At 30.4% G+C, this 22,765-nt stretch carries 12 protein-coding genes; all 12 read left to right on the top strand.

Annotated features, from left to right (window positions below):
* Positions 1 to 47: 47 nt before the first annotated feature.
* The 12 genes from P161_RS19010 to P161_RS19715 all read left to right on the top strand — a co-directional run bounded on the left by P161_RS19010 (position 48) and on the right by P161_RS19715 (position 22,618).
* Positions 48 to 1,997 carry a family 43 glycosylhydrolase gene (locus P161_RS19010; protein ID WP_081816986.1) on the top strand — a complete coding sequence of 650 codons (1,950 nt, stop codon included), beginning with the start codon at positions 48 to 50 and terminating at the stop codon, positions 1,995 to 1,997.
* A gap of 11 nt (positions 1,998 to 2,008) precedes the next feature.
* Entirely contained in the window at positions 2,009 to 5,230 is a 3,222-nt protein-coding gene (locus P161_RS0105765) for a glycoside hydrolase family 2 TIM barrel-domain containing protein (RefSeq protein ID WP_051605673.1), read from the top strand.
* Between the two features lie 52 nt (positions 5,231 to 5,282).
* The gene (locus tag P161_RS0105760) at positions 5,283 to 7,406 is read left to right on the top strand and encodes a family 16 glycosylhydrolase (RefSeq protein ID WP_026776090.1); all 2,124 of its coding nucleotides are present in this window, start codon (positions 5,283 to 5,285) and stop codon (positions 7,404 to 7,406) included.
* Positions 7,407 to 7,462: 56 nt separating this feature from the next.
* On the top strand, positions 7,463 to 8,068 hold the full coding sequence (locus P161_RS0105755) for an SGNH/GDSL hydrolase family protein (RefSeq protein ID WP_231494707.1): 606 nt from the start codon (positions 7,463 to 7,465) through the stop codon (positions 8,066 to 8,068).
* Positions 8,069 to 8,098: 30 nt separating this feature from the next.
* Entirely contained in the window at positions 8,099 to 9,253 is a 1,155-nt protein-coding gene (locus tag P161_RS0105750; protein ID WP_026776088.1) for a glycoside hydrolase family 43 protein, read from the top strand.
* 43 nt (positions 9,254 to 9,296) lie between these two features.
* Positions 9,297 to 10,727 (top strand): sulfatase-like hydrolase/transferase, encoded by a 1,431-nt coding sequence (locus P161_RS18095; RefSeq protein ID WP_081816985.1) that lies wholly within the window; start codon positions 9,297 to 9,299, stop codon positions 10,725 to 10,727.
* Positions 10,728 to 11,790: 1,063 nt separating this feature from the next.
* Positions 11,791 to 14,925 carry a TonB-dependent receptor gene (locus tag P161_RS18090; protein WP_081816984.1) on the top strand — a complete coding sequence of 1,045 codons (3,135 nt, stop codon included), beginning with the start codon at positions 11,791 to 11,793 and terminating at the stop codon, positions 14,923 to 14,925.
* 7 nt (positions 14,926 to 14,932) lie between these two features.
* The gene (locus P161_RS0105735; RefSeq protein ID WP_231494706.1) at positions 14,933 to 16,921 is read left to right on the top strand and encodes a RagB/SusD family nutrient uptake outer membrane protein; all 1,989 of its coding nucleotides are present in this window, start codon (positions 14,933 to 14,935) and stop codon (positions 16,919 to 16,921) included.
* A 20-nt stretch (positions 16,922 to 16,941) separates the two neighbouring features.
* Positions 16,942 to 18,147: a DUF5000 domain-containing lipoprotein gene (locus P161_RS0105730; RefSeq protein ID WP_026776086.1), complete on the top strand. Its 1,206-nt coding sequence runs from the start codon at positions 16,942 to 16,944 to the stop codon at positions 18,145 to 18,147.
* A gap of 19 nt (positions 18,148 to 18,166) precedes the next feature.
* Positions 18,167 to 19,435 (top strand): DUF4998 domain-containing protein, encoded by a 1,269-nt coding sequence (locus tag P161_RS0105725; RefSeq protein ID WP_197026328.1) that lies wholly within the window; start codon positions 18,167 to 18,169, stop codon positions 19,433 to 19,435.
* Positions 19,436 to 19,675: 240 nt separating this feature from the next.
* A complete protein-coding gene (locus tag P161_RS0105720) occupies positions 19,676 to 22,420 on the top strand; it encodes a T9SS type A sorting domain-containing protein (protein ID WP_026776084.1) in 2,745 nt (914 codons plus the stop codon).
* A gap of 27 nt (positions 22,421 to 22,447) precedes the next feature.
* A complete protein-coding gene (locus P161_RS19715; protein WP_197026327.1) occupies positions 22,448 to 22,618 on the top strand; it encodes a hypothetical protein in 171 nt (56 codons plus the stop codon).
* Positions 22,619 to 22,765 lie beyond the last annotated feature (147 nt).

The following is a 22,765-nucleotide window of genomic DNA, read 5'->3' as shown; positions in this document are numbered from 1 at the left end:
AATGATAAACATATCGAAGATAATTATATAAAATAAAATAAATAAAAATGAAATTACATAAACTTATATTTTTCTTATTGTTCGCATTTTCTTTCCAGTTTTTTAGTCAAGTTAATTCTATAAAAAATGGAGCTAGTTGGTTGGATACCTCTGGCAATAGAATAAAAGCACATGGTGTAAGTATTATAAAACATAATGGCTTATTCTATATGTTGGGAAATGATATGACGGATGCTTATTCTTTCGTGGGAGTAAATTTATATTCTTCTCCAGATTTAATGAATTGGGATTTTAGGAGAACAATTATAGATAAGAGTACAAATAGCGATTTAAATAATGGAGTTAGAATTACTGAACGACCTTGTTTAATTTATAACCAATTAACTGATACTTTTGTAGTCTGGATAAAATACCAAAACGGTGCATATAATAATAATAAAGCAGCTGTTTTTTATTCTAATACTATTGATGGGAAGTATACCTATGACAGAGAGTTTTTTCCAGCAGGATATGATTCTAATGATGCAAGTATGTTTATAGACACAGATGGACAAGCTTATTATACATCTACAAATAAAGCAAATGGAAGTATAAATGTTTACACATTAACAGATAATTATAGAGGAGCAAAAGATGGTACTGTTCTTTTTGCTGGTCAGAATTTAGAAGCGCCCGTAATCTTTAAAAAAGATAATATTTATTACATGTTAACCTCTTATAAAACAGGTTGGGATCCAAACCAAATGAGATATAGTACTTCTACCTCTTTAAAGAGTGGTTGGTCTTCTTGGAAAGCCGTAGGAAACAGAATTACTTATGATTCTCAACCAACAGATGTCTTAACTATAAGAGGTACTGCAGGGACAAATTATTATTATGTTGGTGATAGATGGAAAGATCCAGGTATTAGAGAATCAAAAACAGTTATTTTTCCACTTGATGTAAATTCGAGTTCTAGAACTCTAAATATGTCTTATGAAGAGGAAATTAAGATTGATTTAATTACAAGTGAATGGACTGCTTTTGATGACAATACATACGTACCTCAATCCAATTGGAGTGTTGTTTCTGTCTCAAGTGAAGAAACTGTTGCTGGAAATACAGGAGCATCAAAAATATTTGATAATAATATTGCAACACAATGGCATAGTAGGTACAATTCAGGGTCAGATACTTATCCGTATGAAATGATTATAAATTTAGGATCCAGTTATACTGTTTCTGGTTTTAAATACATTCCTAGACAAGATAATAGCTTAAACGGTATTATTAGAGATTTTCAGTTGTTTCTTAGTGATGATGGAATAAATTGGGGATCACCAGTAGCATCTGGTTGGTTAAATTATTGGAGTGAAATTTACTTTAAACAAAAAGAAGCAAAATTCATGAAGTTTGTTGCACGTTCAGATTTTAACGAAAGTAGATTTGCTTCCGGAGCAGAAATCAAATTAATAACGAGTAGCGATTACGAGCCTAGTGGCATAAATACTTACTACAATGTTGACGGTAATGGATGGAGGTTTGGAACCAATATTGAGGTTAATGAAGGAAGCCAAATTCAATTTGGTCCACAAGCACAACAACCTTCTGGTCAAACTCAATTTTATGGCACATTTAGTTGGCACGGACCCAATAATTATTACGCAAACGGAAGAGCTCCCGTTATCGATAATATAAAAGCAGAAGATTTAGGTGAATATACAGTATATTACTTAGATGATAGTTTTTATGTTCAGAAACAAACAATAAATGTTTTTTCAAACACATTATCTACAGAAGATTATTCTTTTAAAAAAACCACTTCTTTATATCCAAATCCTGCAACTAATATTTTAAAGATTAGCAATGCAAATGCAAATACTGTATCCATTGTTTATAATATTCTAGGAAAAGAGATTTTAAAAAATAAAGGGAAAACTATAGATATCTCATTTTTAGAAAAGGGTTATTACATGGTTTTAATAAATAATAAAGCATACAAATTCATTAAAAAATAACTTTTCAAAAAATGGAATTACTAAAAAAAATCGGTTTTACGCTTATAATAGCAGTTTGCTTCAGCGCTTGTTCAAATAAAGGTGAGAAAGCACCACGTCCAATATATACAGCAGAAAAGTGGGAAAATCCTGAATGGGAGAATCCAGAAATTTTTCAAATTAATAGAGAAGAGCCTAGAGCTACATTTTATAATTATAGTTCTCAGGAAGAAGCTTTAGCAAATAAAGGCTGGGAAACTTCAGCATCTTATAAATCTTTGAATGGTACTTGGAGTTTTTACTATGCAGATAGTGTCCAAGCAAGACCAACAAATTTTTACAAGAAAGATTTTAGTTTAGAAGGTTGGGATAAAATAGAAGTACCGTCTAATTGGGAAGTTAAAGGTTTTGGGTTGCCAATTTATGTAAACGCTGGATACGTTTTTCCAATAAATCCCCCATTTATAAAACATAATCTTAACAATGTAGGTACATATAAACGTACAATTAATATTCCAGAAAACTGGAATAATAAAAATGTTTACATCCACTTTGCTGGGGTTAGCGGTGCAATGTATGTTTATGTAAATGGTGAAAAAGTAGGGTATAATGAAGGTAGCAAAACAGCAGCAGAATTTGATATTTCAGAGCATATAAAAACTGGAGAAAATCAGATTGCTGTTCAAGTTTTACGTTGGTCTGATGCTAGTTATATGGAAGATCAAGATTTTTGGAGGTTAAGTGGTATAGAAAGAGACGTATATTTAAGAGCTGAAAATAAAACGTATTTAAAAGACATAAAACTTAATGGAGATTTAAGTGCAGATTATACAAATGGATTATTAAACCTAGAATTAGAAATAGAAAATAAATCGGATAACTCCTCATCAGGAAAAATTATTACTACAGTTTTTGACGGTGATAATCAAATAAAAAACTATCAAGAACAGTTTACAGTAAATTCAAAATCAATAATTTCTAAAAGTTTTTCTGATATAGTTTCTAACATTAAGCAATGGTCTGCGGAAAATCCAAATTTATATACGGTTTTAATTACTTTAAAAGATAATAACGATAATGTTTTACAAGCAACTTCTTTAAAGACAGGTTTTAGAAATATAAAAATAGAAAACAGTCAGTTCTTGGTAAACGGAAAACCGGTATTAATAAAAGGAGTAAATCTTCATGATCATGACGATACTGAAGGACATACAGTATCTAAAGAACTTACCTTAAAAGATTTAAAAATAATGAAAGAAAACAACGTAAATGCTATACGTTGTAGTCATTATCCAAAAAATCCTTTCTTTTATACGATGTGTGATGAATATGGTTTTTATGTGATTGATGAGGCAAATATAGAGTCTCATGGTATGGGAACAACAAATCAAGGTTTAGATAATAATAAAGAAAAACAAAGTGTTCATCCTGCTTACTTGCCACAATGGAAAGCAATGCATATGGATAGAACAATAAGAATGTTTGAGCGAGATAAAAATCATCCATCAATAGTTACTTGGTCTTTAGGTAACGAAGCAGGAAATGGAGAAAATTTCTTTGCAACATATAATTGGCTGAAAGAAAATGATAACACTAGACCTACACAATATGAAGGTGCCACTATGTATGAAAATACAGATATACAAGCACCCATGTATGACCGTATTCCGCAACTAATTAAATATGCAGAAAACAATCCAAAGCGTCCATTTATACTTTGTGAGTATTCTCACGCAATGGGGAATAGTTTGGGTAATTTTAAGGATTATTGGGATGTTATAAGGAAATATGATGTTTTACAAGGTGGTTTTATTTGGGATTGGGTGGACCAAGGTTTAGTTGGTAAAACAGAAAATGGAGAAGAATACTGGGGATATGGTGGAGATTTTGGTGCATCAGATATAAAAAATGATGGTAATTTTTGTTTAAATGGCGTAGTAAATCCAGATAGATCTGCCCATCCTGCACTAGAGGAAATGAAAAAGGTATATCAAAATATACATTTTAAAGATGCTGATTTTAATACATGTAAAGTTTCTGTTTATAATGAATATTTTTTTACAAACTTAAATAAGTTTAACTACACTTGGGAGCTTTACAAAGATGGAACTGAAATTGCAAAAGGAAATAGTAATGCAATTGATGTAAAAGCAGGAGAAACAGGTGTTTTAAATTTAGATTTACCAAAAATAGATAAATATAGTGGAGAATTTGCACTTAATATTTATGCCAAAAATATTGATGAATTACCACTAGTAGATAAAGGACATAATTTAGCAAAAGAGCAATTTACTTATGGTTCTTACACTCCAATGTTTTTATCAAATAAAAAAAATGACCTTGAATTACTATCAAATAGTGAAGATTTAACTATTATGTCTAGCGAATTTGAAATGTCTTTTAACAAAAATTCTGGAGAACTATATATATTAAATTATGGTGATGGTAACATTATTAAAAAAGGAATACAACCAAATTTTTGGAGAGCAACACTAGATAATGATTTTGGTTATAACATGCCAAAGGTATTTGCAATTTGGAAAAAAGCAACAGAAAATCAGACAAAAATAGATATGTCTTTCAAAGATGGTAGTAAAACGGTTGATTTGAATACTGTTGAAGACAAAATAAATTTAGATAATAACAATGTTTATGTTCAAGTAACTTACCAATTACCAGAAAACTCGGGTAAAATACAGTTAGATTATAAGATAGATGCATCTGGGCAAATTACAGTTACAAATACATTAAAAGATCTAAAAAAAGATTTACCTAATTTACCTCGTTTCGGAAATAACTTTATCCTTAAAAATGAATTTAACCAAGTAAATTGGTATGGTAGAGGTCCCCAAGAAAATTATCAAGATAGAAACACAGCTGCTTTTGTAGGTAATTATAAAGCAAACGTAGAAGATTTATATTTTCCATATATAAGACCGCAAGAGAATGGCTATAGAACAGGTGTAAGATGGATAACTTTTACAAACGAAATTGGTAAAGGTATTAAAATTTTAGGACCAGAATTGCTAAGTTTTAGTGCCCATCATCAATACAATTCAGATTTTGATGCAGGTGAGAAAAAACAACAACGTCATACAACAGATATTGTTAAAAGAGATTTTGTTAATGTAAATATAGATAACGAACAAATGGGTGTTGGTGGCGATACAAGCTGGTGGGCAAGACCTTTAGAAAAATATCAAATACAGCCAAGAGAGATGAATTATTCTTATAGTATAATTCCTTTAAAATAGTAAAAATATTTAACCACAAAAAGAATAAAGAAGTTAATTAATTTTTTTAACTATGAAAGGAAAACTCTTTTTAACGTTAATATGTTTAGCATTTCAAAATTTACTTTTTTCACAGATGGTAGATTCAGAAACATCATCAACAGCAAAACCAAACGGTTTAGTTCTTGAGGGAGATTGGAAAATGACTTTTAGTGATGAATTTAATGATACCCAAATAGATGGCTCTAAGTGGTATATTTTAAATAGCGAAAGTTCTAGAAATCCAAGACCAGGTTTAGGGATTTCGCAATGGTTTTGGAGACCTAAAAATGTTTTAGAACAAGATGGTAATTTAATATTAAAAGTAGAAAAATATAATAATAACACAATGACTTGTGGATCTATAAACTCTAATAATAGATTCGAGAAAGCTTTTGGATATTATGAAACAAGAATTAAAATAGCACAAGCAGATAAAGGTACGCATACTGCTTTTTGGTTTCAGGGAGATAATATGGGTAATATTGATGGAACAGGAAGAGATGGTGCAGAAATAGATGTTTTTGAATCTGCATGGACTGGAGATTATACAAAATCTGTAGTTCATATAGACGGTTATGGTGCAGATCATCAAGCAAGTACTAAAAGATATGAAACTCCAGGGCTTCATGAAGGTTTTCATACATTCGGAATATTATGGACACCGGATTATATGAAAATATATTATGATGGTATTTTAAAAATAACCTATTCAGATCCAAAATTTATTCCACAAGTACCAGAATATATCTGGTTGTCAGACGGCGCTAGTTTTGGTTTTTCTGGTGATAATTTTACTAGAGAACCGCTCGGGTTTTTAACAGAAGCCTATGTAGATTATGTTAGAGTTTGGGAATTAGATGATTATTCTTGTCTTACTCCTAAAAGAGAGGTTGAAGATTTAGACTATGCAAGTGAAGGTGCCACAGTAGAGATACCAAGTAATACAAACGCATCTAACGGAAAGCAGTTAAGATTATTATCTGATAAGGTTGGAGATGAAGTTATATTAAAAAATGTTTGTCATGCAATAGATGGGTATTATAAATATGATTTATCTGGTTTTGCTAATATTAATTCTGGGCAATACAAACTTTCTGTAGAAATTACAACAGGTGTTTGGCATGAGTTCGAACAAATAATAGATTTTTATTCGTCAACTATTCCCGAAGTTTCTAAAACATTTGGAGCTATTTATTTAGAATCTGGAAACTACAATCTTAAATTTACTTCGGTAGGGAAAAATAATAATTCTCTCGGTTTTGAAGGAGTTTTTGATGTGCTTACTTTAAATAGTAGCAAAATATTTGATGCAACTTTTTTAGAAGGTGCAGGTTCAGAAGTCTTATGGTCTGGCGAAGCAGAAGATGCAACATATACAGGTGTCAATGCATTAGAAAATTGCAATAATGCATCAAATGGGAAATATATAAACTTGAATCAAATTCAAAATAAAAATTTAAAATTTTCTGATGTAATAGTTTCTGAATCTGGCACTTATGTGTTAAATGTAAGATACATATCTGGAAATAATAGAGATGCTAATGTTTATGTAAACGGACAATTTTTAAGCAGCATTGTATTCGAAAGTTCGGGTTTATGGTGTTTTGATGATGGAGAAATGGCCGAAAAATCTATTAGTGTTAATTTAAATGCAGGAGTTAATAGCATTACACTAACTAATAATGGGCAGGCAAATTTACCTATTTTCGATAAAATTTCAATATTAAAAGGTGCTCCAGATAATGATAAAGATGGTATACCTGATGTATATGATACAGATGATGATAATGATGGTGTGCCTGATTTGGTAGATAATTGTAGTACTACTGCAAATTCAAATCAATTAGATTCAAACCAAAATGGGGTTGGAGATGCTTGTGGCGGAAATGCCTTAAGTACAGATATATTTAATCAAGAAAGTAAAATACTGATTTATCCAAATCCTACAAAAGGAAAAATTACTATTAACTTAAAAGAAGAAAGCAATTCTTTGAATTTAGAAATATTTGATATCCGTGGTAAAAGAATAAAAAAGCAAGTTTTGGAAAAAGAAATATCGGAAATTACAATGCCTTTTGGAGTAGTTAAAGGTATTTATATTCTAAAATTCAGTAATAATTCTAAAATTCTTTACAGAAAAATACTTTTAGATTAAGTGAAATATTTATGTTGAAACAGTATTTTTTATTGAGTTTTTTGTCGATTATTTCAATGGCTTCCTCAAAAAATAAACAAAAGAAAATGTTGATTATTGGAGATTCTATCTCTATTGGTTATACACCATTTGTAAGAAAGCATTTATCAAAAGAAATAATAGTTGAACATAATATAGGAAACGCACAACATTCTGGAGTAGGTTTAAAAAATATAGATAAATGGCTTGGAACTCAAAAATGGGATATTATTCAATTTAATTGGGGTTTGTGGGACTTATGTTACCGTTCTAAAGATTCTAAAATTCAGGGTAATAGAGACAAAGTACATGGAGAAGTAACAACTTTAATAGAAGAATATAAGTCTAATCTTAATGAAATAATAAAAATCATCAAAAAAAAGTCTGATGCCAAATTAATTTTTGTTTCAACAACTTATGTACCAGAAAAAGAATTAGGTCGTTTTCAAGAAGATGTAAATAAATATAATGAGGTTGCAAAAAAAATAATGAAAGAAAACAATATTTTGATAAACGATATTTATGCTATGTCTTTTTTAATTCATAAAAAATATGGTAAAGGAATAGACGATGTACATTATACTAAAAAAGGATATGAAAAATTGGGAGAATTAATTTCAAATTTTATAAAAGATAGTATTTAAGCCTAAAGAAATAAAAATTTTTAAAAAATAATGAGAATAGTAAATAAAAAATTAAAATATAAAATAAGCATAAGTGTTTTTACTTTGATAGCTTTTATAAGCACAAGTTGCGCGCAAAAAGAATACACAAGTTTTACTCCAGGAGAAATTTGGAAAGACACAGATGGGGTTCATATAAATGCACATGGTGCAGGAGTTTTAACTGTTGGTGATATGTATTATATGTTTGGAGAACATAAAGTTTCTGGTAGTGGAGGAAACCAATCTTGGGTTGGTGTTAGGGTATATTCTTCTAAAGACTTATATAATTGGAAAAATGAAGGTGTAGCATTAAAAGTAAAAAAAGATAAAACATCTAAACTTGTTGAAGGAAGTGTAATTGAACGACCAAAAGTTATTTATAATGATAAAACCAAGAAGTATGTAATGTGGTTTCATCATGAATTAAAAGGACAAGGTTACGATGCTGCTTTAGTTGGTGTTGCAGTTTCAGATACTATAATTGGACCCTATGAATATATAGATAGTTTTAGAATGCATCCAAACGTTTGGCCACAAAATTTTACAGAGGAACAACATAAAATTGCAAAAGAAAAATCGAAAGTAAAATTAAAATGGGGAGAAGGATCTGGTTATGGAGTTCATTTTTTAAGAGATTTTGAAGACGGACAAATGTCTAGAGATATGACTCTTTTTAAAGATGATGACGGAACGGCTTATCATATAACAGCATCAGAAGAAAATGGAACGCTAATCATTTCTAAATTATCACCAGATTATTTATCATTATCAAAAGAATACATAAGAGTTTTTCCAGGAGGTAATAATGAAGCACCAGCAATTTTTAAAAAAGATGGAAAATATTTTATGATTACTTCTGGACTTACGGGTTGGGATCCAAATCCAGCAAGGTCTGCAATGGCAGATAATATGTTAGGTGATTGGATAAAATTAGGAAACCCAGTTAGAGGAACAGAAAAAGAAAAAAAGACAACCTTTTACAGTCAAAGTACCCACATATTACCTGTTTTGGGAAAAAAAGATGCCTATATTTTTATGGCAGATAGGTGGAGACCAAAAAATGCTATAGATGGCAGATATGTATGGTTACCAATAGAATTTGAAGATGGAAAACCAATAATAAAATGGTACCCAGATTGGAATTTAGATTTTTTTGACAAATAATTTTTAAAGCAAATAATAAATATTCTTAAAATAATATATAATAATGAAAATTAAAGCAATAATAATTTTTTATGCAGCGCTATTATTTATAATATCCTGTAAATCTGTGAATAAGAATGAAAAAAATGGTATTTCAAAAACAATAAATACAACAAATCAACCAAACGTCATTATAATATTAGTGGATGATGCAGGTTATGTAGATTTTGGTTTTATGGGAAGTGAAGATTTACAAACACCAAATATAGATAAGTTAGCAGAAAGTGGTGTAAAATTTACAGACGCGCACGTTAGTGCCACTGTTTGTGCACCCTCTAGAGCTGGTTTAATTACAGGTAAATATCAACAACGTTTTGGTTTTGAGGCAAATAGTACAGGTGGTATTGGTTTGAGTGATGATGTTGTTACAGTCGCAGATGTTTTTAAAGAAAACGGTTATAATACTTATGCTTTAGGGAAATGGCATTTAGGTGAAGATATGTCAGATCATCCTAACCAAAGGGGTTTTGACGATTTTTATGGGTTTATTGCTGGGAGTCGCTCCTACTTTCCAATTAAAAATCCATCAAAAGAACAAATGTTACAAAATAATGGGAAACGTGTAATTTTTGAAGGATACATGACAGATGTTTTAGGAGATCAATCTGTAAAATATATAGAAGAATCTAAAGATAAACCATTTTTTATGTACTTATCTTACAATGCAGTTCACACACCAATGCATGCAAAAAAAGAAGATTTAGAAAAATTTAAAGATCACCCAAGAAAAACTTTAGCGGCAATGACTTGGTCTTTAGATGAAAATGTTGGAAAACTAATGAATAAATTGGAAGAGTTAGGTATTAAAGAAAACACCTTAATTTATTTTTTAAGTGATAATGGCGGTGCACACAATAACGATTCTAAAACAGGGCCATTAAAAGGTTGGAAAGGAAATAAATTTGAAGGAGGACACCGTGTACCATTTGTGGTAAGTTATCCAAATAAGATAAAAGGAAATAGAAGTTTTGATGGCTTAACATCTTCATTAGATATTTTTACAACCTCAATAGCTGCTGCAAATATAAATACAGGTAATTTGCAATTAGATGGTGCAAATTTAATACCTTTTTTAACTGGAGAAAAAACTGGGAATCCACATGATGAACTATTTTGGAGAAAATTAGAAGTTTCTGCGGCTAGAATTGGAGATTATAAAATGATTACTTTAAACAATTATGGTAGTGTTTTATACAATTTAAGAGAAGATTTAGGAGAAACAAATAATTTAATGCTAAAAGAAACTACCATAGCAAACAATTTACAATCCAATTTTGATACCTGGGCAAATACATTGATGAATCCTTTATGGGATGAAGGTAAAAATTGGTTAAATGTATCCAATCATGTTCACCAAAGTTTAATGGAAAATAAAGAAGTGAAATACAAAGACATTTGGAATCCAGAATATAAGAAAGCACATCCTAATAAATAAGATTTAAAAACATTTCCATACATCTAATTATGGTGCTATAGTAATAATCGTTTTTTTTATAGTAATTTTTTGGTCAAATTCTTAATAAGAAAAATATTTTAATGCTATAATAGGTAGATATGGAAACAGAATTGCAGAAAGTAAATTTTCTATCGATAATAAAGAATTCACTTTAACAAATAATATCGTCTTCGCACTGGCAAGAAAGTTTTAGAGCCAATATTTGGATATGCTATAGAAGTTTACATAAGTGAGCCTGGTCTTTATATGGAAATGTTTTTTTAGATACTAATATTCTTGGTAAACATAATAAGTTTTGTAGGTACAGAACAGTCTTTTGTATAGAAACAAAACTTTTTTATGATAACCTCATAAAACTTCATTTTCCGTTGACGGTATTAATCCCTTCAGATGCATGCTATTTTATTTGTATTTATAAGTTTTCAACACTGTAAGTAGTTTGTATTTTAAAAAGTACTAGTTTTAAAATTTCTAATTTATTTAGTTAGATAAGCTAATTTTATACCTATTAAATACGAAGAACAAAAAATGTTGAAAGTATATCTTTTAGGAAAATCTATATTTAATAATAAAAAGAAATCTAAAATTTCAATTTTAATAAAAACTCAAAAAATAAATTATTAAAAAAAGTTTTTTTAGATCATCAATTTTTAAGTGTTTTTGTGCATGTATTTAGTTTTTTAAATTTTGGTCAAATATTATTTAAATTTATTATTTTATAATATCAAAAATTATTAACCTTTATAATTATGATTATTCTATTTTTTACAATTCTTTTTACTTACTTTATTATTTTAAATAAATTGTAGTTAAATCAACAATAGGTTTAATAAGAAACATAAAAGTGTTTTTTTTAATGTTTTTAGTTTTTTTATCCATTTTTTAACACTTTCTATGGGCTAACTTGCATCGTATAGTTTTTTTATTTTAAAGATGTTAATTTTTCTTTAAATTTTATAAAAAAGTCCATTTTATTTTCTAAACAGTAAAGTAGCTTTTAAATAATTAAAACAATAAATAATTTTAATCGAAATCAACAAAAATGAAGTACAACAAACATTTATTTTTTTTATTCATTTTACTCTGTCAGGTAACTTTTTCACAAATTACAGTAAAAGGGGTAATAAATGATTCTCAAGGTCTTCCATTGCCATCTGCAACTGTCCTAGAAAAAGGAACTAAAAATGGATTTTCCGCAAATTTTGATGGAGAATATGTATTACAAGTAGCTAATGAAAATTCAATTCTTGTGTTTTCATATTTGGGTTTTAAATCTAAAGAAGTTACTGTAGGTAAGCAGAGAGAGATAACTGTGAATTTAGAAGAAGACGGTAATCAATTAGATGAGATAGTTTTGGTTGGTTTTGGTTCACAAAAAAAGGAGAGTTTAGTTAGTTCTATAACAACTATAAATCCTTCAGAATTACAGGCTCCTACTAGTAATCTAACTACAATGATGGCCGGTAGAGTTGCTGGTATGATTGCTTTTCAGAGAAGTGGAGAGCCAGGTCAAAACAATTCAGATTTTTTTATTAGGGGATTAGGTTCTTTTGGTTCGGGTAAAGTTAACCCATTAATATTAATAGATGGAATCGAATCGACTCAAACGGATATGGCGAGGTTACAACCAGACGATATTGAATCCTTTTCTGTATTAAAGGATGCAGCTGCTTCAGCAATTTATGGTGCACGTGGAGCTAATGGTGTTGTTTTAATTTCGACTAAATCTGGTAAAATTGGTAAAGCAAAATTTGATGTTAGAATAGAAAACAGATTCTCTTCAAATACAGACAATTTTAAATTAGCTGATAATATTACGTACATGCGATTAGCTAACGAGGCGAATTTAACAAGAAACCCACTAGCACAGCTTCCATATTCTCAAAATAAAATTGAAAGAACTGCAGCCGGAGATAATCCGTTATTATACCCTAACAATAATTGGGTAGATCAATTAATTAAAGATTATTCTTGGAATCAAGCTTATAACATAAGTGCAAGTGGAGGTTCTGAAAGAGCAAGATATTATGTTGCCGGTACTTTTAATGTTGATAATGGTTTAATTAAAGAAAACAGTTTGAATGGTGTAGACAACAACATATCACTATTAAATTATTCGTTAAGATCAAATGTTAATATAGAATTAACAAAAACTACCGAAGCAATTATTAGGTTATATGGTCAGTTCGATGATTATACTGGTCCAGTCGGAGGAGGGGCACGCGTATTTAATTCAGCTTTATACTCCAATCCTGTTTTATTTCCAGCAATTTATCCAGATGAACTTAAACCATTTACAACACATCCTCTATTCGGTGGTTCTGAAACAAGGCCTGGAAGTGGTGTATTGGCTCAAAATCCATATGCGAACGCAGTAAGTGGTTTTCAAACTTATAAAAACTCTACACTTCAGGTTCAAATAGAATTAAAACAAAATTTAGATTTTTTAACAGATGGTCTTAAATTTAGAACTATGGGATATGTAAGAAGATTTCAAAATTTTGATGTAAGAAGAAGTTTTAATCCTTTTTACTATGCATCAAGAAGAAATCCTCAAACAGGCGAAATTATATTAAATGTTATAAATGATGGAAGCGAGAGTGCTTTAGGAGGTCCAACGGGTACAGAATTTTTAGATTATGATCCAGGAGCTAAAAATTTAGATTCAAGAGTTTATTTAGAGTCTCAATTAAGTTATAATCGTACTTTTGGTGATTTACATAGCGTTTCAGGTACTTTAATAAACCTAGTATCAAGTTATCAAACGGGTAACGCAGGTAATTTACAAGCTTCTCTACCAAGTAGAAATTTAAGTTATTCAGGAAGATTTACTTATGATTACGACAAAAGATATTATTTTGAATTTAATTTTGGTTTTAACGGGTCAGAGAAATTCGCATCAGGAAAAAGATTTGGATTTTTCCCTTCTATTGGAGGAGCGTATAGAATAAATAATGAAAAGTTTTTTGAACCATTCAGAGACGTTGTAACAGATTTGAAGTTAAGAGCTACATTTGGTGTTGTTGGTAATGATGAAATTGGAAGATCACAAGATCGTTTCTTTTATCTTTCAAACGTAAATTTAAATGATGGAACATTTGGATCAAGATTTGGTGAGGATTTAAATTTTTTTAGAAATGGTGTATCAACATCTAGATATGAGAACCCTAATATTACCTGGGAAAAATCGCAGCAACTTAATTTAGCTTTAGATATTGGTCTTTTCAATGATTTAACTTTAGTTACGGAATATTTTAGGCAAGTAAGAACAAATATACTTGAGCCAAGAGCAGATGTAGGATCGACGCAAGGATTACAAGTAACGCCATTTACTAATTTTGGTCAAGCAGAGAGTAGTGGTTTTGAATTGTCTTTAAATTATGATACACAAATAAATAAAAATTGGTGGACAAGTTTAAGAGGAAATATGACATATGCTACAAGTGAAGTACTGCAAACTGCAGAAATTAATTATCCAGATAATTTATCATATTTACAAAGAAAAGGTAATTCTATTGCGCAAACTTATGGTTTAATAGCAGAAAGATTATTTATTGATGATGAAGAAGTAGCAAACTCACCAACTCAATTTGGAGAAGTTCGTGGAGGAGATATTAAATATAGAGATGTTAACGGAGATGGTGTTATTAGTAACTCAGACAGAGTTCCAATTGGTCTTCCAGTTGTGCCAGAAATTATTTATGGTTTTGGAGGTACAGTTGGATACAAAAATTTTGATTTAAGTTTGTTTTTTCAAGGTTCAGGACGTTCAAGTTTTTTTATAAATCCATCACAAATTCAACCATTTTTTATTAATGGTAGATCAGAAAGTGGATTATTAAAAGCTATTGCAGACAGTCACTGGTCAGAAGATAATAGAGATGTTTTTGCATTTTGGCCAAGATTAAGTACAACTCAAGAAGAAAACAACAATCAACCATCTACTTGGTGGATGCGAAATGGTTCATTTTTAAGACTTAAAAATGTGGAGTTTGGTTACAATCCACCAGAAAGTATTTATGAAAAATTAGGTTTAAGTAACTTAAGAATTTATGCTAGCGCAATAAATGTAGCGATTTGGAGTAGTTTTGATTTATGGGATCCTGAGCAAGGAGGAAACGGATTAGGTTATCCTATACAATCTACGTATAATTTTGGATTAACAGCTAGATTTTAAAAAAAAAATGAAAAGTTCAAAAAAAATAATTAATTTTAAAGAAAATATTATAACTATGTATTTTAAGAAAATTCAGTTATCTATAGTTTTTATTTGTGCATTTTTAGCACTTCAATCTTGTGAGGATCATTTAGATGTAGTTCCAGACGGTGCTCCAACAATAGAAAATGCTTTTACGTTAAGAAATGAAGCAGAAAAATATCTTTTTACCTGTTATTCATATCTTCCAAAAAATGGAAGTATGTTTTATAACATAGGTATGTTGTCTGGGGATGAGTTGTGGAAAAATAACATTGCTAGACCAGATATGGCTAGTTATTTAATTGCAAATGGAAATCAAAATGCAGGTAATCCTTACCAAAATGTTTGGGATGGAAGAAGATCTGGAGCTGGAGATAATGATAGTTACCCTATATTTGAAGGTATTAGACACTGTAATATTTTTATAGAAAAAATAAGTGATAAAAATAATGCTAGGGATTTAGATGATTTATTGAGAAGTAGATGGATTGCAGAAGCACAATTTTTAAAAGCATATTATCATTACTATCTGTTGAGAATGTATGGTCCTATACCTATTGTTGACACAAATATACCAATTGAGGCATCTACTGAAGAAATAAATGTATTTAGAGATCCATTTGATGATTGTGTAACTTATATTTCAGATTTATTAGATACTGCAGCAGAAAATTTACCAGAATCTATACAAGACGTTAACAATGAATTGGGAAGAGTTACTAAGCCTGTTGCTTTAAGTATAAAGGCAAAAGTACTTACATTAGCTGCTAGTCCTCTTTTTAATGGTAACCCAGATTATGCAGGTTTTGTAGATAGTAGAGGGAGACAACTTATAAGTACTACAGAAGATCCAGCAAAATGGAGAATAGCTGCAGATGCTTTATTAGAGGCAATACAGTCTGCTGAGTCTAGAGGAAGTGCTTTATACTATTACCCTCAAGATCAGAATAATTTGTCGGATACCACATTAACAAAATTAAGTATTAGACAAGCACTATCAGAAAGATGGAATCCAGAGTTAATTTGGTCAAACCCAAATAGTCCTACAGTTGAGCTGCAGTTTTTTACTATGGTTCCTTTAAGTCCAGATTTTACACATACAGTTGCACAAAAAATATTATCGCCAACTTTAAAAATTGCAAAAATGTTTTATACCAGAAATGGTGTTCCTATGAATGAAGATAGAACCATTAATTTTGGTAATGATACAGACTTAAGATTAGGCGATACAGACCATAGATATAATATACTTGAAGGTTATAGAACTGCAAGATTAAATTTTGATAGAGAACCGCGTTTTTATGCAAATTTAGCTTTCGATGGAAGTACTTTTTATAAATCTCAAGGACCAGAAGGAACAGCTGGTGCAGATGAAGATACTTGGGTTATACGATCTAAGCTTAATGATTATGCAGGAAGTAATGCAGGAGTTTTATATAATGTTAGTGGTTATTTTGTGAAAAAATTTATAGACAGAAGAATGTCTAACGCAGGTACTGGTAATCCTTACAGAAATTATGCTTGGCCAGAAATTAGATTATCAGATTTATATTTAATGTATGCAGAAGCTTTAAATGAAGCTGAAGGACCAACTGGTGATGTTTATAGATATGTAGATTTAGTAAGACAAAGAGCTGGTTTAGATGGTGTAGTAGATTCTTGGAGTAATTTTTCCATAAACCCATCCAAACCTTTAACTAAAGAAGGTATGCGAGAAATAATTAGACAAGAAAGGTTGATTGAATTAGCTTTTGAAGGGCATCGTTTTTGGGATTTAAGAAGATGGAAAAAAGCTAATGAGGAATTAAATAGACCTATACAAGGTTGGAACTTTAACGGAATTACAGAACCAGAATATTATCAAATTATTACTTTAGAACAACAAAGATTTGTTGCGCCTAGAGATTATTTATGGCCAATTTCAGAGAGTACGCTTTTACAGAATCCTAACCTAGTTCAAAACCCAGGTTGGTAATTAATATATAAATGAATATTATGAAAAAAACAATTTTAAAATTATTTTCCACATTACTTATTTTATCAATGATAATATTGTCTTGTGAAGATCAAAATGAAAATGAACCGTTAACTAAAGATGGCAGTGTACCAGATCCAGTGTCTAATATTAGTATAGTGGATTTAGCAGGTAAATCAGAAATTAGTTATTCGTTACCAGATGATAAAAATTTATTGTATATAAAAGCAGTATATAAATTAGATAACGGAACTGTATCAGAGGTTAAAGCTTCTTATTATAAAAAATCTTTAGTAGTTGATGGTTTCGCTACAGCTGGAGCAAAAGAGGTACAGTTAATTGCAGTTAGTAGAAGCGAGGTTGAATCAGAACCTGTTACGGTAATCATAAATCCGAGTGAATCTCCAATTTATGATGTTTTTAGAAGCCTTAATGTTGGTCCAGATTTTGGTGGTCTTTTTATTGAGGCTGAAAACCCGATTAGAAAAGAGTTGGCAATCTTAGTTATGGAAAAAGATGATAATGGAGACTGGGTTGACACTGGTAATACTATTTATACAAAAACAGATGAAATTTTTAGAACTGTAAGAGGTTTAGATACAATACCCTATGACTTTGCATTTACAGTAAGAGATCGTTTTTTAAACACTACAGATACTTTATTTCAAACCATAAAACCAATTTTTGAAACAGAAATTCCTGCATCTAGCTACAGCGGATTTCCTTTACCTGGAGATGCACCAACAAATGATTTTAGATTTCCTATAGAACGAATGTTTGATGGTAATTTTATAAATTGGCCAAGAGTTTTTATTACTGACGCATCTGCACCAGCACCACATTCTTTTACAATAGATATTGGGCAGGAACTAAAAATTAGTAGAGTTAAGATTTGGGATTATCCACAAGGAACAGCAAATGGCTTTATATATTATTGGCAATTTAACATGAGGAAATTTGAAATTTGGGGATCAAACAATCCAAACAGTGATGGAACTTATGCAAGCTGGGATTTATTAGGTGAATATGAAGTAGTAAAACCATCTGGTTTGCCAATTACACAGCAAAGTCCAGAAGATTTTGAGTTTGCGAATGCAGGTTTCGATTGGCCAATTCCTATTACTGCTCCTAAATACCGTTATATCAGAATTAAAAACTTAGAGAATTGGTCTGGTTCAGGACGTCTTGCAATTGCAGAATTAAGAGTTTATGGAGATCCAAGGTAATTTTAAAAAATATATAATTATGAATAATAGCTTTAAAAATATAGTGAAGCAAATCGCATTAACTTTGGTGTTAATAATATCAATAATAGGATGTAATTCATTATCAGAAGACGATTATAAAAAATTTACTGAGGGTGGTGAAATACTATACTCAGGAAAATTAGATTCAGTTAGAGTTTTTTCTGGAGATACTAGAGTACAATTAACTGCACAATTAAGTTCAGATCCAAAAGTAAAATCGTATCGAGTATATTGGTCTAATAAAAAAGATAGTGCTGTTTTTCCTGTTTTAGAAAGTCAAATTGCTACAGAAATTACTCAAATTATTGATGGTTTAGATGAAAATATTTATAATTTTCAAATCCAAACTTTTGATGAAGAGGGTAATAGTTCGGTTCCTGTATTTGCCATAGGTAGAGTTTATGGAGAAAGATATAGAAGTTCTTTAAGAAATAGACCTCTTCTAAAACAAGATATAGTGGCTTCTAATAACACAGCACTTATTGAATTTGCACCTGTAGATTTAACAAGAGGTTTGGTAGAGACTGAAATAGAATATACGGATAATAATAATGTAACGCAATCTTTAACAATAGAAGCTGCCAATAATGAGGAATTTGTGTTGGAAAATTTTGATGCTGGTAATACTTTCAAATATAGATCTGCATTTAGGCCAGATACTTTAAGTATCGATACATTTTACACAGATTTTACAGTAATAACACCTACTGTTCCAATTACAGAAGCACCATATTTTAAGAACGCATCAGAGCCTTTTAAGGTTGGCGAATTTAGCGGTGTCCGTTATGGAACACCGGAAGATTGGATACATAATGAAGGAGCCTTAAACCATAATGGTTTTGGTGTATATGATAGTAATGGTGGTGGTGGACTATTTAATTTAGTAAGTGGTTATGGTGAGCCTAATTTGGTAAATGCTAAAGTGTACCAAAAAATGCGTATAGCTGCAGGTACCTATACTTATACAGCTACAACAAAAGGTAATAATTACAACGGTGTAAATGATCAAGTATACATGACTGCTGCTTTGGGTGAAACTCTTCCGGATGTAGTAGATGTAGAATCTTCTGCTGCCACTTTAGGTTTCGAAAGAATTGCTGGCGCTCCAAGAACATATTCTATAACTTTTACGCTAACTGATGATTTTACTAATATTGCAATTGGTTTAGCAGCGACAAATGGTATAGATCCTAATAATCCTAGTGCCTCACCAACTAATATAAATAGGTATATGACATTTAGATCATTTACATTAACAAAAAATTAATTAAATTAAATTTTATTTATAAATGGCTCTTAAATTACTTCTAATTTAAGAGCCATTTTTTTGTACCTATATTAATAATGAGTATGATATTTATAAATAGAAGCATACTATTTAGTGATAAATATAATATTTTAATAAAATTATTATTAAATAAGTATAAATATCCATATTTGTTTTATTTTAGTCTATTTACCAATCCATATTGTTTTTTAAATTTATGACAAAATAAATTTAATTATTATGATAAAAAAAATTACACTTTTAGCTTTTGTGTTATGTACTTGTTTGCTTTATAGTCAAACAGCAATTCTTCATGATTTTGAAGATTCTGGAGCAATGGGTTCAGATCCTGAAGTAACATCTGATTTTGGTTCTAATCATTTAGTTACTACAAACCCTGTGTCAAATGGAAATAGTTCTACCAATGTATTAAGACTTGGTAGAGATTTTGTTAACAATCACTGGTATGCTTTAGCAAAATTTAAATTGGCAGTACCTTACACCATACCCGCTAATGAAACAAGGTATTTTCATGTGAATGTTTTATATGATCGCACTCCTACTGTTGAAGCACCAATTACCGTACAACCAGATTTTAGAATAAGATTCGATGGTGCTGATCCAGGTGGTATTGGATCAAATGGAGGCTTGCGTTTACCAGATGTTTCTATGAGATATACAAATCCAGGCAAATGGCAAGATTTGGTTATTCCAATAACTGCTGGTGCTAGTGCAATAACAGTAAATTGGATAAATTTGCATCAAGATGCTAAAGTCCCAGAACAAGTATTAAATTCTGCAACAGATTTTTGTTATGTAGATAATATAGAATTTTCTGAAAGATCGGTACCAAGAAATTTATATGGAGAAACTATTGCGTTAAATAATTTTGAGGATTCTGGTGCAATGGGTACAGACCCTGAAATCGTGTCTTTATTTGGAGCTAATAGTGAAGTTGTAGTAAATCCAAATACAAAAGGAAATACTTCTGCAAATGTTTTAAGAATGGATAGAACGGTTGGAAATAATAACTGGTATGTACTATCTAGATTTAAAATGGAAACATTATACCCAGTTCCTGCGAATGAGTCTAGATATTTACATTTTAATGTTTTGTATGACAGAACAGGAACACCAACAGTACCTTTAACGACAAGACCAGATTTTGCAATTAGATGGGATGCTAGAGATGGTGCACAGAATGGTTCAAACAACGGAATACTTAGGCCTTCATCAGCTTACATTTATGGTGATGAAGGTGAATGGCAAGAAGTGGTTATAGAAATACCTGGAGGTACAGAAGGAAAAGCAGTTTCATATATGATGTTTCATCCTGACGCAATGCAAGCTTTTGGTCTTGTAGGTGGTGCAGGTGATACAACCTATAAAGTTTTAAACGCAGCAACAGATTTTTGTTATATAGATAATGTGCAAATAACCAATAGTGCTACACCAACAATTTTAAATACTTGGTCTGGAGCAACAAGTAATGATTGGAATGATGCTACAAATTGGGAAATTGGGGTGCCAAGTGCAACGAGATCTGCAGAAATACCTACAGGACAAACTGTAGAAATTACTGGAAGTACAGGGGTAACTGTAAAAGATTTAACAGTAACAGCAGGTGCAAACTTAAATATAAAATCTGGAGGTTCTTTAATAGTTAATGAAACGTCTACCGGAGAAATTAGTTATGAAAGAACCATTGCGAAAGACGCAGATTTAGCCAAAGCATGGTATTCTGTTGCTTCGCCAGTTTCTGGAGAAACATTAACCAAAATGCAAGCAAATAATAATTTGGCAAACGGTACTGGAGGAAGCAGAGTAGGTTTGGCAACTTATAGCAATATAACAGAAGATTGGTCTTATTTTACTACAGGTAGTTCAGAGGTTATATCACCAGGTACTGGTTTAATAGCAAAGTTAGATAATACAACAGGAGGTTCTGCTTTAATTTTTAAAGGAACTTACACAAAAGGAATGGTAGAACCAACGATAACACAAGGAACTAATAATTTTAATTTTGTTGGTAACCCATTTACTTCTTATATTAATTTAGGAACGTTTTTTACAGATAATGCAGCTGCAGATAGATTGGATGAACAAACTATATGGATATGGGATGAAAATAAAAACGGAGTAAACATGGGGGGTTATGTAGAGAAAATGTCTGGTGCAGATGCTGCTTTTGAAATTGCGCCAGGACAAGGTTTCTTTGTAAGCGCTGGTTCTGCATCTAATAATAAGGTTACGTTTAACGTTGCTAACCAAAGTCATAAAACAGATTCTTTCTTAAAAAAATCTAGACCAGAAATTGAGTTGAAAATAACGCAAGATAATTTAATAAATAACACTAAATTATATTTTATTGACGGTACAACAACAGAATTCGATAATGGATTTGATGGATCTATGTTTACAGGTGTAAATTATGATTTAGCTGTTTATACAGAATTAATTGTAGATAATAATGGTAGAAAATTAGGTGTACAAAGTTTGCCGAACTCAGATCTTGAAACTTTGGTTATACCAGTTGGTATAAAAGCAACATCTGGAAAAGAAATTGTTATATCTGCAAATGCATCAAACTTACCTGAAGGTATTAAAGTGATTTTAGAAGATAGAGAAAAAAAATCATTAGTCAATTTAAGTAATGGTGATTTTAAATTTGTTTTAAACGAAAAAGTAAATGGCTCAGGAAGATTCTTTATTCATACAAGTTCTAGAGTATTATCTACAGAAAATAACTCTTTAACTGGTGTAAATATTTATCAGTTAGAAAATAGAATGTTAAAAATATCAGGTATAGATAATCAAAAGGGCACATTACATTTATATAATATTTTAGGAAGAGAAATCGTAAAAGTGGATTTTAAGTCAACTAATACTTCAGAATTCAAACTTCCTAAAATTGCAAAAGGAATGTATATTGTAAAATTAGAGACTGAAAAAGGATCATTAAATAAAAAAATAATCTTAAAATAATTCACGAGAATCTTAAAGAAGAATATTATGAAGAAAAATATAAAAAATAATAAAGAAATTACTCGTAAAGACGCTCTAAAAAAGATTAGTAATTACGGCAAATATGCAGCATTAACTGCTTTAGGTACTTATATGATTCTAAACCCGCAAAAAGCACAAGCTTCTTCTGCTCCTGTAGACCCAGGAACAGGTTTTTAATTTTTTTGAGTTACTTTGTAAAAGTAAAAACTCCAACTTTTTTAGTTGGAGTTTTTTGTTTATTATTTTAATAGCTACTATAAAATTCTTTTTTTTTAGAAAAATATAGCAGTTTTAACTATATTTTTACTTCTTAAAAGTATTTAT

It is taken from the genome of Polaribacter sp. Hel_I_88 (genome assembly GCF_000687935.1).
Classification (GTDB): Bacteria; Bacteroidota; Bacteroidia; order Flavobacteriales; family Flavobacteriaceae; genus Polaribacter.
Note: the sequence above shows the minus strand (reverse complement) of the source record. Positions and strands in the feature narration are given on the sequence as shown.

Coding starts and splice junctions, on each gene's coding strand:
- P161_RS0105735 (WP_231494706.1), top strand. CDS start 14,933: ATGAAAAGTTCAAAAAAAATAATTAATTTTAAAGAAAATATTATAACT.
- P161_RS0105760 (WP_026776090.1), top strand. CDS start 5,283: ATGAAAGGAAAACTCTTTTTAACGTTAATATGTTTAGCATTTCAAAAT.
- P161_RS18095 (WP_081816985.1), top strand. CDS start 9,297: ATGAAAATTAAAGCAATAATAATTTTTTATGCAGCGCTATTATTTATA.
- P161_RS0105725 (WP_197026328.1), top strand. CDS start 18,167: ATGAATAATAGCTTTAAAAATATAGTGAAGCAAATCGCATTAACTTTG.
- P161_RS0105750 (WP_026776088.1), top strand. CDS start 8,099: ATGAGAATAGTAAATAAAAAATTAAAATATAAAATAAGCATAAGTGTT.
- P161_RS0105765 (WP_051605673.1), top strand. CDS start 2,009: ATGGAATTACTAAAAAAAATCGGTTTTACGCTTATAATAGCAGTTTGC.
- P161_RS0105730 (WP_026776086.1), top strand. CDS start 16,942: ATGAAAAAAACAATTTTAAAATTATTTTCCACATTACTTATTTTATCA.
- P161_RS0105720 (WP_026776084.1), top strand. CDS start 19,676: ATGATAAAAAAAATTACACTTTTAGCTTTTGTGTTATGTACTTGTTTG.
- P161_RS18090 (WP_081816984.1), top strand. CDS start 11,791: ATGAAGTACAACAAACATTTATTTTTTTTATTCATTTTACTCTGTCAG.
- P161_RS19715 (WP_197026327.1), top strand. CDS start 22,448: ATGAAGAAAAATATAAAAAATAATAAAGAAATTACTCGTAAAGACGCT.
- P161_RS0105755 (WP_231494707.1), top strand. CDS start 7,463: ATGGCTTCCTCAAAAAATAAACAAAAGAAAATGTTGATTATTGGAGAT.
- P161_RS19010 (WP_081816986.1), top strand. CDS start 48: ATGAAATTACATAAACTTATATTTTTCTTATTGTTCGCATTTTCTTTC.